Origin of the sequence: Candidatus Nitrosacidococcus sp. I8, assembly GCF_945836005.1 — a bacterium.
In the GTDB taxonomy this organism is placed as follows: domain Bacteria; phylum Pseudomonadota; class Gammaproteobacteria; order Nitrosococcales; family Nitrosococcaceae; genus Nitrosacidococcus.
In genome coordinates this window covers 1813054-1825344 of sequence record NZ_OX241534.1, presented here as the reverse complement: position 1 = coordinate 1825344, position 12291 = coordinate 1813054, and the positions used below count along the sequence as shown (strand labels likewise).

General features: G+C 36.1%; 12 protein-coding genes and 1 tRNA gene. 8 read left to right on the top strand and 5 right to left on the bottom strand.

Annotated elements, in window-relative coordinates; all coding sequences use genetic code 11:
• The first annotated feature begins 3 nt into the window (after nt 1-3).
• Nucleotides 4-1455, top strand: coding sequence for a uroporphyrinogen-III C-methyltransferase (locus tag OOL07_RS09070; RefSeq protein ID WP_264696256.1), 1452 nt, complete (start codon nt 4-6; stop codon nt 1453-1455).
• The gene (locus tag OOL07_RS09065; protein WP_264696255.1) at nt 1452-2741 is read left to right on the top strand and encodes a heme biosynthesis protein HemY; all 1290 of its coding nucleotides are present in this window, start codon (nt 1452-1454) and stop codon (nt 2739-2741) included. The genes OOL07_RS09070 and OOL07_RS09065 overlap by 4 nt, the downstream gene beginning before the upstream one ends.
• Before the next feature lie 16 nt (nt 2742-2757).
• On the opposite strand, the gene minE is transcribed toward OOL07_RS09065, so the two are convergent.
• The 5 genes from minE to hemA all read right to left on the bottom strand — a co-directional run bounded on the left by minE (nt 2758) and on the right by hemA (nt 7066).
• Nucleotides 2758-3030 carry a cell division topological specificity factor MinE gene (gene minE / locus OOL07_RS09060; RefSeq protein WP_264696254.1) on the bottom strand — a complete coding sequence of 91 codons (273 nt, stop codon included), beginning with the start codon at nt 3028-3030 and terminating at the stop codon, nt 2758-2760.
• A 4-nt stretch (nt 3031-3034) separates the two neighbouring features.
• The gene (gene minD / locus OOL07_RS09055) at nt 3035-3841 is read right to left on the bottom strand and encodes a septum site-determining protein MinD (RefSeq protein WP_264696253.1); all 807 of its coding nucleotides are present in this window, start codon (nt 3839-3841) and stop codon (nt 3035-3037) included.
• A gap of 28 nt (nt 3842-3869) precedes the next feature.
• Nucleotides 3870-4592 (bottom strand): septum site-determining protein MinC, encoded by a 723-nt coding sequence (gene minC / locus OOL07_RS09050; protein WP_264696252.1) that lies wholly within the window; start codon nt 4590-4592, stop codon nt 3870-3872.
• A gap of 110 nt (nt 4593-4702) precedes the next feature.
• Nucleotides 4703-5785, bottom strand: a complete 1083-nt coding sequence (prfA, locus tag OOL07_RS09045) for a peptide chain release factor 1 (protein WP_264696251.1) — start codon at nt 5783-5785, stop codon at nt 4703-4705.
• Between the two features lie 24 nt (nt 5786-5809).
• Nucleotides 5810-7066 (bottom strand): glutamyl-tRNA reductase, encoded by a 1257-nt coding sequence (gene hemA / locus OOL07_RS09040; RefSeq protein ID WP_264696386.1) that lies wholly within the window; start codon nt 7064-7066, stop codon nt 5810-5812.
• A 147-nt stretch (nt 7067-7213) separates the two neighbouring features.
• On the opposite strand from hemA, the gene OOL07_RS09035 reads away from it, so the two are divergent.
• The 6 genes from OOL07_RS09035 (at nt 7214) to OOL07_RS09010 (ending at nt 12289) form a co-directional block, all read left to right on the top strand.
• Entirely contained in the window at nt 7214-8956 is a 1743-nt protein-coding gene (locus tag OOL07_RS09035; protein ID WP_264696250.1) for a tetratricopeptide repeat protein, read from the top strand.
• A gap of 35 nt (nt 8957-8991) precedes the next feature.
• A complete protein-coding gene (gene lolB / locus OOL07_RS09030; RefSeq protein WP_264696248.1) occupies nt 8992-9570 on the top strand; it encodes a lipoprotein insertase outer membrane protein LolB in 579 nt (192 codons plus the stop codon).
• 6 nt (nt 9571-9576) lie between these two features.
• The gene (gene ispE / locus OOL07_RS09025; RefSeq protein WP_264696247.1) at nt 9577-10425 is read left to right on the top strand and encodes a 4-(cytidine 5'-diphospho)-2-C-methyl-D-erythritol kinase; all 849 of its coding nucleotides are present in this window, start codon (nt 9577-9579) and stop codon (nt 10423-10425) included.
• Between the two features lie 20 nt (nt 10426-10445).
• A tRNA-Gln gene (locus OOL07_RS09020) sits at nt 10446-10520 on the top strand.
• A 138-nt stretch (nt 10521-10658) separates the two neighbouring features.
• Nucleotides 10659-11594, top strand: a complete 936-nt coding sequence (locus OOL07_RS09015) for a ribose-phosphate pyrophosphokinase (protein WP_264696384.1) — start codon at nt 10659-10661, stop codon at nt 11592-11594.
• Between the two features lie 71 nt (nt 11595-11665).
• Nucleotides 11666-12289 (top strand): 50S ribosomal protein L25/general stress protein Ctc, encoded by a 624-nt coding sequence (locus tag OOL07_RS09010; protein WP_264696246.1) that lies wholly within the window; start codon nt 11666-11668, stop codon nt 12287-12289.
• The last annotated feature ends 2 nt before the right edge of the window (nt 12290-12291 follow it).

Sequence of the window (12291 nt, the reverse complement as noted above, 5' to 3'; positions counted from 1 at the left end):
CCTATGAGTAAAAAAAGAAAAGATCAACACCAACATAAGCCATTTTCAGATTTGCACGAAAATAAAGATGAATTAAAAAACATGCCACTGGAAGAGAGTAGGGAGGATATTAAAGTAGATTCCGTAGAGAAAGTAGAAAAATCCTCTACATCTGAGGTAGGGGATTCGATAGTGAAAAAAGCCACAAAAAAAATATCTCCTGCAAATTTTTCTCGAGTAAGGTATACACAGCAACCTGTTGTTAGCAGGGTATCTTCTGGTAGAAAGAATCTTTATTTATGGTTAGTATTTTTTCTATTTGGAATTATTATAATACTACTAGCTACAGTAGGTATATTTTATGGAAAATCCTTTATTGAAAAAGAACAACAAGCTAGAGAGACCCTTAGAGAAGAATTTATTCATAAATTTAATAATCAAAATTCTAATAATATTACTACAGAAACAACGGAAAGTTTACTTGAAAATCAATTAGCTCCTGTACAAGAGACTATTTCAGATTTACAAAACAAGGTACATGAGCAGGTTACTCAAATAGATACGATACAAGCAGAGCTATCCTCGCTAAAAAATCAGCCTAAAACAGAAGAGGATGACTTTTCTCAAGTTCAAGAAGATATTGCACATTTAAAAGATCAAATAAGAGTCATTAATGCTACTTTAGGAGAAGAAAAACAAGCTCCAACTTCAGTAGAAACATGGAATGCAGTTGAAACTACTTATTTTTTACGTGTAGCAAATGAACAACTACGCTTAAACTATGATATTAATTCTGCACTTACGGCTTTACAGTTAGCTAAAGAAGCAATTAGCCATAATTTAAAATCTGAATTTTATCCTATACAAAACCAGCTAGAAAAAGAGATTAATTTACTAAAATTAACTGTAGTGCCAGATATTAATCAAATGGTTATGGCCCTTAGTCACCAAATTGAAAAAATAAAAAATTTAGAGTTAAAAAGAGATTCTCAAAAAGGGCTTTCTCATCAAGAAAAGGATTTGCAAGAAGATAAAAAACAGAATACAGAAATTAAAAATAAACTTCCTAATTTAATTCAAATTAAAGAAGCATTGCTAAATATTAGGGGTGAGCTTCAGCATTTAGTTATCTTTAATCATCAAGAGAATAAAAGGAGTCAAGAGAGCAGTTTATCTAATTCTTTACCAGAAGAGCGCTATTTTATTTATCAAAGCTTGCAGCTCAAATTAGAAGTGACTCGCTTAAATTTAATACAAAGAAATGAAGAAAATTTTCAAGAGGTTATTAAGGAAGCTAAAACATGGTTAGATACTTACTTTCAAAGTACTCAGACTGCTGTAGTTATGCAAGATACACTAACCCAACTTGAGCGAACTGTAATTAAACCGCCTTTACCTGATATTTCTCAATCTCTAAAAATGCTTAATGAGCTAATTCGGCAGCAACCTGAAAGTTCTGAGGGAGATAATCCATGAAAATAATAATTTTTATCTTAATTACACTTATTTTAGGTGTAAGCTTAGGATTACTTACTAAAGATGATCCAGGATACATCACTATTGGCTATGATCAATGGTCTATTGAAACCACTTTAGTACTAGGTATTGCTACTTTAGCTACTATTGTCGTAGCTGGATATTTTATTATTCGTATTTTTGCGCACGCCTATAATATTCCTAAAAAATTTGGGGAATTACAGGAAAAGTACCAAATCTCTCATGCTAATAAATTATTTGTTGAAGGGTTAATTGATTTAGAAGAGGGAAATTGGACTAGATCTGAATATAGTCTAGTTAAAGATATAAAACATAGCAGTGCTCCTCTATTTAATTATCTCTCTGCAGCATCTGCTGCTCAAAATCAAGGAGCCTACGATCGGCGAGATGCTTATCTTAGGCTAGCTAGTGAAACTACTCCCGCAGCTAGTTTTGCTATAGGTCTTGCTCAGGCTGAATTTCAGCTTAATAGTGATCAGTATAGTGATGCACTTACTACCTTAAATCAATTAAGAAGTATTGATTCAAAACACCCTCAGCCATTAAAGTTATTAAAGAATCTATATTTGCAGCAAAAAGATTGGAATCAGTTATTGGGATTATTACCTGACTTAAAACGCCAAAAGCTAATTAATAAAGAAGAACAAGAATCATTAGAAACTATTGCCTATACTGAGCTACTACTCGTTGCATCCCAGAGAGGAATCACATTCCTTACTGAAGAATGGAAGGCTGTTCCTACTAATTTACAGCAGAATTCACGAGTTATTACTACTTATGCTTATATGCTTTCAAATCAGGGAAAACAAGATGAAGCAGAACAACTCATTCAAAATGCTTTGAAGAAAAAATGGGCTGATGAGCTTATTCATCTATATGGAACAATACAATCTTCTAATAAAGAATCTCAATTATCATGGGCTGAAACTTGGCTTAACCAATATGGACAAAACCCTTGGTTACTTTTAACACTAGGTCGTTTATCTAAACAAAATAATTTATGGGAGAAAGCAAAGCAATACTTAGAGAAAAGTATTTCCTATGCACCTAATGCAGAATCTTATGAGGAGCTTGGGGAAGTATTTAAAGAACTAGGGAAATTAGAGTCCGCTTTAGAGTATTATCGCAAGGGATTATCAATGGTTACAGATGGTAATAGTAATAAGATCAAATTTAATCTTCCTCAAACTCCTAACCAAAACTTGGTAAGTGATAATAGCAATGGAGCCCCCCGCCTAATGATAGGCTCCTCTACGACAAATTAATTCAACACAAACTAGTCTAAACTTCTGACAATTCCTCGCTTAGATAAACATTCAGGGCAAGTATATCCGTATCCCCATCCTGCTCTATATGGATTTTAACATGCTGATCGTCTACAGTGACATATTTTCTAATTACTTCGAGCATATCTCTTCTTAATTGAGGTAAATAAGATGGTCCATGTCTATCTACTCGTTCATGAGCAATTACAATCTGTAGGCGTTCTTTTGCAGTAAGGGCAGAGTTTTTGCGATCAGAGTCAGCAGAACGAAAGAATTTTATCCAATTCATCTTATTATCCAAATAGTCGTTTAAAAAATGGTTTTCTTTCGGAATGAATAAACCTATGAGGGAGATCTTCTCCCAGAAAGCGGCACACTACATCCCAATAAGCTTGGCCAGCATCTGTAGTCTCATCCATAATCACGGGTATACCAGCGTTAGAAGCTTGGAGCACTGCTTTAGATTCAGGAATAATTCCGAGCATCGGGATTGCAAGAATATCAAGAATATCATCTACACCCAGCATATCCCCTTTCTTTACTAGTTCAGGGCTATAACGGCTTATGATTAAGTGCTCTTTTATAGGATCTTCTCTTTTCTCTGCCCTCTGAGATTTACTTTGAATAAGTCCAAGAATCCGATCAGAGTCTCGTACAGAAGAAACTTCAGGATTAGTCACAATCAATGCTTCATCTGCGAAGTAAAGTGCTGTAAGTGCACCATGCTCTATACCTGCTGGTGAATCACAAACAACATAATCAAATTCAAGAGTTCGTAATTCATTTAAAATTTCTTCAACCCCTTCTCGGGTTAAAGCATCCTTATTTCTAGTTTGAGACGCGGGGAGCATATATAAGCCTTCCACCCGCTTATCTTTGATTAAAGCTTGGTTAAGCTGGGCTTCATGATGAATTACATTAATTAAATCATAGACTACACGCCTTTCGCATCCCATAGTAAGATCTAAATTTCGTAATCCTATATCAAAATCAATTACAGCTGTTTTATAACCTTGCATTGCAAGACCAGTAGAAAATGCAGCACTGGTAGTTGTTTTACCTACCCCTCCTTTGCCAGAGGTAACGACGATAACTCTCACATTTATTCTCCCTAATCTAAACTATTATCTATAATAATGAAACTATTAGATGTTCTTCCTGTAAATAGATTTGGGTAGATCGGCCTCTGAATGCAGACCCAATATCATTTATCAGTTTATAATTCCCTGCGACTGCAATTAGCTCTGCCTCTAAACTCTGACAAAATATTCTTGCTTGCTTATCTCCGTGGATACCTGCTAGTGCACGTCCTCGGAGAGAACCATAAATATGAATATTCCCATCTGCTAATAACTCCGATCCAGGGCTTGTATGGGAAAGCACAATTAAATCACATTTTTTAGCATAAATCTGTTGCCCGGAACGTACAGGTTTTGTAATAACTAAAGTTTTACAAGATGGATCTTCATGGTGAGAGGATTTAGTATCTTGATTATTACCATTTCTATCTTCAGGTAGCGTGTATTCAACAGGTTCATCTCTCAGTAATGCTAATCCTACTTTAAGTGCTATTTCCTGATCTCTTTTTTTAGCATTGCGTATTCCGATAGGTATTAAACCATATCTAGTTAACACAGATTTTAAAGCATCAAAATCTAATGGAATAGAATTACTTGCTAAATAGCCAAGATCAATAATAATAGGTGTGTTTGAAAAAAAACCTGGAGCTGCTTTAGTTTTAGTAGCAAGCTCATGATTAATTTTTTCTATACTAGTATCCCGTAGCCTCAAAACACTTAAAGTAGATAACTCTCCTTTGAGTTCAAAGGAATCTCTCAAATTGAAAGTCATAAATATAGATGAATATGTAAAATAACGAACTATAGGTTTAGGCTAAAATCATTTTCTACAGTAAAAATTATTAAAAATCAAGGTGCAAAAAATAGATTTTAATATTATTCTTAGTACTCAATAAGAGATAATTGATCCGTTTGGTGTTCTGTAATTAAAGGATCAATGATTAAATCTATATAACCTTCTAAAATTTCATTGAGTTTGTATAAGGTTAAATTAATTCGGTGATCAGTAACACGACCTTGGGGAAAATTATAGGTTCTAATCCGCTCTGATCGATCGCCACTACCTACTAAATTTCGGCGAGTTTGTGCCTCTTCTACTGCAAGTTTAGTTTCTTCTACTGCTTTTATTCGAGCCTGAAGTAAAGACATTGCACGAGCTCTATTTTTATGTTGAGAGCGTTCATCTTGGCACTCTACAACTATTCCAGTAGGAATATGGGTGATTCGAATTGCAGAATCTGTTTTATTTACGTGTTGACCACCAGCCCCTGAAGCACGGAATGTATCTATACGTAGATCTGCAGAATTGAGCTCAATGTCATCAATTTCTTCAGCCTCTGGCATGATAGCAACAGTACATGCAGATGTATGGATTCTCCCTTGAGATTCTGTTTGAGGAACTCGCTGGACACGATGAGCTCCGGACTCAAATTTTAAATGAGAATATACGCCATTGCCGATAATACGAACAATAATCTCTTTATAGCCCCCATGCTCTCCTGAGCTATTACTAACAATTTCTGTTTTCCAGCCCTTTTGCTCCGCGTAGCGTAGGTACATACGCAATAAATCTCCTGTGAATAGAGCTGCTTCATTTCCCCCTGTACCAGCACGAATTTCTAAGAAAACATTTCTTTCATCATTAATATCTTTAGGAAGTAATAGGATTTGTAGTTCTTGATTAAGCTGTTCAATCTTATTTTCTGCAATTGTAATTTCATCCCGAGCAAGAGCCTTTAGCTCAGTATCTTGCTCAGATAACATTGCACTAGCTTCTATTAATATATTTTTAGTGTTTTCAAAATCTTGAAAACAACTAATGATTGGCTGGTTTTGCGCATACTCTTGAGATAGTTCACGAAATTTGTTTTGATTACCTGCAACTGCAGGATCAGCAAGCAAAACAGAGAGCTCTTGTTGTCGCTCAGATAATATTCTAAGTTTGTTTTGAATAGATTCTTTCATATGTAAATGGCAACAAATGAGATTTTAATGCTGATGAATATCAAATATTTTTATTGCTGCCTCTAAAATAGATTTGTCCCCTGTAGCACTCAAAATCTGTATCTGTCGGCTAGGAATATGTAAAAATTTATTAGTAAGATTATGACTTAGCATAGCAAGCACTTCGCTAGGATCTTGACCATTGGCAATACGCTTTTGTGCTTTTTCTAAAACTTCTCTGCACAACTGCTCTGTCTCTTTACGGATCGCCCGAATAATAGGGGTAGCATTTTGTCCATGTACCCATTCCATAAAATTTTCCACTTGAACATCAATAATCTCTTCAGCTTGTTTAGCTGCTGCTTGGCGAGATTGAATATTTTCCTGAATTACCTCTTGCAAATCATCTACATTGTAGAGATAAACGTCCTGTAACTCTCCTACTTCAGGCTCAATATCTCTTGGCACAGCAATATCCACCATAAATATAGGTCGGTGCTTTCGAATACGTAAAGCACGCTCAATTGCACCTTTTCCTAAAATAGGTAATTGACTTGCTGTAGAAGAAATTACGATATCCGCCTTAGGGAGGTATTCTGGAATTTGAGCAATTGATATGGCACTACCATTAAATTGACTAGCTAGCTGTTGTGCTTTTTCAATACTACGATTAGCAATAATCATTTGCCCGATATGATTTGAAAATAAGTGTCGAGCTGCAAGTTCAATAGTTTCACCTGCACCAATTAAGAGGGCTATTTTAGGTTCTAAATCCCCAAAGATCTGTTTTGCAAGACTAACTGCAGAAAATGCGACTGATATAGGGCTTGCTCCAATTGCAGTATCCGTACGTACTTGTTTTGCCACATGAAAGGTGTGTTGAAACAAACGACTCAGTAAACGACCAATCGTACCTGCTTCAACTGCATGCTGGTATGCTGTTTTAATTTGCCCTAATATTTGGGGCTCGCCTAGTATCATAGAATCTAAACCGCTAGCTACTCGTAATAGGTGGCGTACAGCGGATTTGTTTGGATGGGTATACAGACACGGTTTTAAACTTTGGAGTTCCATATGATGGTATTGTCGTAACCACTCAATAGCAGCATTTTCTTTTCCTGAAGTATAGCCGCAATAAAGCTCGGTACGATTGCAGGTAGATAAAATCGCTGCTTCATTAATACCGTCATATCTTACAAGTTCTGTAAGCGCTGAGGGTAGCCGATCTGGAGCAAAAATAAGCTGCTCTCGCACAGCTACCGGTGCAGTTTTATGGTTAACGCCAAAAGCAAGTAATTGCATCATAAAAATGTAAACATTAAAACAAATACTCCGTGTATTCTATCTTAAAAATCACTAAATTTTCATTAAATTCGGTATAATTGAGCTTGTGTGTAGAGTTGCTTTTTTTAGTTAGAAAATTTTTTAAGGAGTAATGGAGATATTTTAATGAAACAAACTCCTTTCCCACTAGTTTTTCAGCTAACTTTATCTTTACTGCTAGTCAGTTGTACTCTATCAAAGACTAACTTAGCTGCTGAAAAAATAGATAAAAATACATTAGGATATACAGAAAAGGAAAATAAAAGTAGCTATTCATATGGTTCGTTAACCCCTAAATTATTATATCAATTGATTTCTGCTGAAATCGCAGGACAACGTGGGCAAATAACTTATGCTATGGAAAATTATCTGCTTGCAGCAGAATCTACTCAAGATATTCGTCTTGCTGAAAGGGCAACACGTGTTGCCCTTTTTGCACGGAACATTAGCTATGCCACACGTGCATCTAAGCTTTGGGTGCAAATAGATCCTAAAAATGAAGATGCGAGACAAGTATTGATCGCAATGCTTTTGCAGCAAGAAAAATATAATGAAGTTGAAAACCATTTAGCCCAACTTGTTACCTATAATGCTAACTCGAAAGAAGAAATTTTCTTACAGATTGCTGCGTTACTTATTAAAACACCAGATACAAAAGCAGCTATCTCTCTTATGAGAGGGTTAGACGCATTTCAGAATAAAGATCCAGATGCTCTATATGGGTATGCTTATCTTACATTAGAATTAAATCAGCTTGAAGAATCCTTACAAGCGATTAACCAAATTAGTAAGCAGTTCCAAAATTCAGATAAAATCGTAGCAATGGAAGCTAATATTCTTGAGAAGCAAGGCAAGGATGAAGAATCAGTTCGAGTACTAAGATCAGCAGTAAAAAGTAAGAAAAAAGCTTCTTTTTTCTTACGTCTTGCTTATGGGCAAACTTTGATGAGGGTAGGCTCAGATTTAGAAGCTCACAAGATCTTTAATCAATTGGAGCAAGAGCAGCCTGAAAACCCGGATGTACTTCTAGGTCAAGGTGCCCTAGCTATAGATCAACGTGAATATAAACAAGCAGAAGATTATTTTCGGCAGTTGTTAAAAGTAGACCCAAGTACTACTCAAGCACGATTTTATCTAGGTAGACTTGCAGAATTACAAAATCGCCCTGAAATTGCTATGAATTGGTACTCCTCTATAACTCAGGGATCTCTTATGATTGATGCACAAATTCGGCAAGCAATTTTGCTTGCTAAACAGCACTATACAGAAGAGGCACGGAATCATTTACGTCTATTAAGCCAGAAATTCCCAGAACAAAAAGTACGATTTCAGCTTGCAGAAGGAGAAATACTTACTAACGCTGACCGCTATGAAGAGGCGTTGTCTTACTATAGTAAAGCTCTAGAAAATCAACCAGAAGATATTGATCTACTTTATGCAAGAGCAATGATTGCAGAAAATCTAAATAAATTGGATATTGTGGAAAATGATCTCCATCATATTTTAACAGCAAGCCCGGATAATGCAGAGGCCTTAAATGCTTTAGGTTATACCTTGGCAGTACAAACTCATCGGTTTAATGAAGCGTTAGAATATGTCTCAAAAGCGATGAAATTAAAACCTAATAATGCATTTATTCTAGATAGCATGGGGTGGATTCATTACCGTTTAGGAGATTATGATAAAGCAGTACATTATTTACTTAGAGCTATAGAGATTCGAAAAGATCCTGAAATTGCCGCTCACCTTGGAGAGGTGCTATGGTTAAAGGGAGATGAGTCCGGTGCCCGCAAAGTTTGGGATCATGCTCTTGAAGATAACCAAAATAGTAAAGTACTCTTAAATGTAATACAGCGGTTTCAAAAATGATATGGAGCAAAATAAGATGCTCAACTATTTTCATAGTGTTGATAATTCTATTTATTACAGGTTGTGCAGGAAATCGACCTATACCAGAAGATCCCCAAAAGGTATGGCATGAGCGCCAGTTTATTCTTCAAAGTATAAAGAATTGGGATTTAAAAGGGCGTTTAAGCATCCAAGCAATTGAGGAAAGAAAATCAGGATCAGGCACCTTATATTGGTCCCAGAAAAACGATATATATGATATTTCTTGGATATTCCCTTTTGGGCAAGGTAAGGTAGTACTTCACGGTGATTATAATTTGGTCACTTTACAGTTACCAAAAGAAGAACCAGTGACCGCAGCTTCTTCTGATCATTTACTTCAATCAAGACTTGGGTGGTCTTTACCTATAGATAGCCTAAATTATTGGGTGTTAGGATTACCTGCCCCTAAGCTATCTACAAAAAAACTGCTTTTGGATTCTTGGGGGCGCTTAGAAAGTTTACACCAAGGAAATTGGCATATTCACTATCAAGAGTATAAAAAAATTAAACAGCAAGATTTACCAGAAAAGATATTTTTAAATAGCCCACAACTTAAAGTCCGCTTAGTTATTCAACAATGGAATTTAGGTTAATAAACCATGTTTTTTACCTATCCTGCACCTGCTAAATTAAATTTATTTCTTCATATCACAGGACGTAGATCTGACGGTTACCATTTACTCCAAACTGCTTTTCAATTTATCGGCTATTGTGATTGGCTTACATTTAAATTATCTCCTAACAAAAATATTGTATATACACCTCTTGCTAATATCCCTAAAGAAAAAGATCTAGTATACAGGGCTGCACTGCTCTTACAAAAAGAGACAGGATATAGCCAAGGTGTTAAGCTTTCGCTTTATAAAAATCTTCCTATGGGAGGAGGATTGGGTGGAGGAAGTTCAGATGCAGCAACTGTATTGGTTGCTTTAAATGATCTATGGAAAACTAACCTCTCTATAGCAGAACTTAGCGAGTTAGGGTTGCGTTTAGGTGCTGATGTTCCTATCTTTATTTATGGTCATGCAGCATGGGCTGAGGGTGTAGGGGAAAAATTAGTATCAATTAATCCTAAAGAAGCTTGGTATCTCCTAGTTATACCTCCAGCACAAGTTTCTACTAAGGAGGTATTTTCATCAGATGAATTGAAAAGAAATTGCGAATCTATTACTATAGCAGATTACATGGAGGGGAAAGGAGAAAATGTACTTGAACCAATAGTATGTCAGAGATACCCTATAATAGGGGAGATCATCTATTGGTTATCTCAATTTACATTAACTAGAATGACAGGGACAGGAAGTAGCATTTTTGGATTATTTGATACAAAACAAGAAGCATTAGAAGTGTTAAAAAAAATGCCTACTCTCTGGAAAGGAATCATTACAAAGGGGTATAATGAATCTCTATTACAAGACTATCTGTCTAAAAATAGAATCTTAAAATAGATATTCAGTACTATAATTATTGGGGTGTCGCCAAGAGGTAAGGCACGGGGTTTTGATCCCCGCATTCCCAGGTTCGAATCCTGGCACCCCAGCCATAACTCCATCTTAATAAATAAGATATCAATACCTTCTCTTAATTAGAAGTAAATCCAGTGGCTGCATTTGAGAAAAAAATTCATACCTATTCTCAGAGGGATGTAAGTGCTATATCCGAATCCTTATGTCGGATGCGGATGCTAATCCTAAGTGGAAATGCTCACCCACAGCTTGCTAGAGACATAGCATCTTACCTAGGTCTTCCTCTAACAAAGGCACTTGTTGGTCAGTTTAGTGATGGGGAAGTTATGGTGGAGCTCATGGAGAGTGTACGAGGTAAGGATGTTTTTATTATTCAGCCAACCTGTGCACCTACTAATGATAATTTGATGGAGTTACTAATATTAGTAGATGCAGTTCGTCGCTCCTCAGCTAAAAGAATAACTGCAGTCATTCCTTATTTTGGTTATTCTAGGCAAGATCGAAGACCTAGATCAGCAAGAGTACCAATTAGTGCCAGAGTAGTTGCTAACATGATTACAGTTGCTGGTATTGATAGAGTACTTATGGTAGATCTTCACTCTGAGCAAATCCAAGGTTTTTTTAATCTACCTGTAGATAATGTCTATGCATCACCAATTTTACTAAGCGATGTTTGGAAGCATGAATATCCTAATCTAATGGTAGTTTCTCCAGATGTAGGTGGCGTTGTTAGGGCACGGGCACTCGCAAAGCAGCTAGAAGTTGAATTAGCAATTATTGATAAGCGCCGACCTCGCCCTAATCAAGCTAAAATAATGCATATTATTGGGGATGTGAAAAATCGTACCTGTGTGCTAGTTGACGATCTTGTTGATACGGCGGGTACTCTATGTGAAGCAGCACGGGCACTTAAACAAAATGGGGCAGAACGGGTGATTGCTTACTGTACCCATCCTGTGCTTTCAGGATTAGCAATTAATAATATTGAGCAATCTATGTTAGATGAATTAGTAGTCACAGATACTATTCCTTTGCATAAGGAAGCTTTCAATTGCAAGAAGATTCGACAGCTTAGTGTTGCTGAAATTTTAGCTGAAACCATATATCGAATAAATACTGAAGAATCTGTGAGTTCTATATTCGTAGAATAGTAATTTAATTTAAGATCATTAATTATATTAGTAATAGCATATTGACTTGCTAGCAGGAGAGTAATAAAGAAATGGAGAATATATTTCAATTAAGTGCAAATATCCGTAATACACAAGGTAAAGGGGCGAGCCGCCGCCTCCGTCGTGCAGGCAAAGTGCCTGCTATTCTATATGGTGCTGAAAAACCATCTATTTCACTAGTTTTTGATCATAATATATTGACTCAGCACCTAGGGCATGAGGCGTTTTATTCTCATATACTCACAATTGATGTAAGTGGAAAAAAAGAAAGTGTGGTACTTAAAGCCTTACAAAGAGCACCTCAAAACCCTAATAAATTAGTTCACATGGATTTATTAAGGGTAAGTGCTACCCATAAGTTATCTATGCATGTTCCTCTACACTTTATCGGTCATGATGCAGCTCCAGCAGTAAAACGAGATGGGGGTGTCGTATCTCACCAACTAAATGAAGTAGAAATTAGCTGCTATGCAAAAGATTTACCTGAATATATTCAAGTAGATATTACTGATTTAGAAGTAGGTAAATCGTTGCATTTAGCTGATTTAAAACTACCAGAAGGGGTAGAAATTCCATCCCTGAAATTAGGGGAAGATCATAATCAGCCTGTAGTTACTATTCATAAGCCAAAAACATCTACTAGCGATTCTGATGGAGAAGAACCTGCTGAGTAATT

What these genes read in the sequence shown, in the direction of transcription:
- hemA (WP_264696386.1), bottom strand. Translation starts at nt 7,066, where the DNA reads ATGCAATTACTTGCTTTTGGCGTTAACCATAAAACTGCACCGGTAGCT.
- OOL07_RS09065 (WP_264696255.1), top strand. Translation starts at nt 1,452, where the DNA reads ATGAAAATAATAATTTTTATCTTAATTACACTTATTTTAGGTGTAAGC.
- minE (WP_264696254.1), bottom strand. Translation starts at nt 3,030, where the DNA reads ATGAATTGGATAAAATTCTTTCGTTCTGCTGACTCTGATCGCAAAAAC.
- minC (WP_264696252.1), bottom strand. Translation starts at nt 4,592, where the DNA reads ATGACTTTCAATTTGAGAGATTCCTTTGAACTCAAAGGAGAGTTATCT.
- OOL07_RS09035 (WP_264696250.1), top strand. Translation starts at nt 7,214, where the DNA reads ATGAAACAAACTCCTTTCCCACTAGTTTTTCAGCTAACTTTATCTTTA.
- ispE (WP_264696247.1), top strand. Translation starts at nt 9,577, where the DNA reads ATGTTTTTTACCTATCCTGCACCTGCTAAATTAAATTTATTTCTTCAT.
- OOL07_RS09015 (WP_264696384.1), top strand. Translation starts at nt 10,659, where the DNA reads ATGCTAATCCTAAGTGGAAATGCTCACCCACAGCTTGCTAGAGACATA.
- prfA (WP_264696251.1), bottom strand. Translation starts at nt 5,785, where the DNA reads ATGAAAGAATCTATTCAAAACAAACTTAGAATATTATCTGAGCGACAA.
- OOL07_RS09070 (WP_264696256.1), top strand. Translation starts at nt 4, where the DNA reads ATGAGTAAAAAAAGAAAAGATCAACACCAACATAAGCCATTTTCAGAT.
- OOL07_RS09010 (WP_264696246.1), top strand. Translation starts at nt 11,666, where the DNA reads ATGGAGAATATATTTCAATTAAGTGCAAATATCCGTAATACACAAGGT.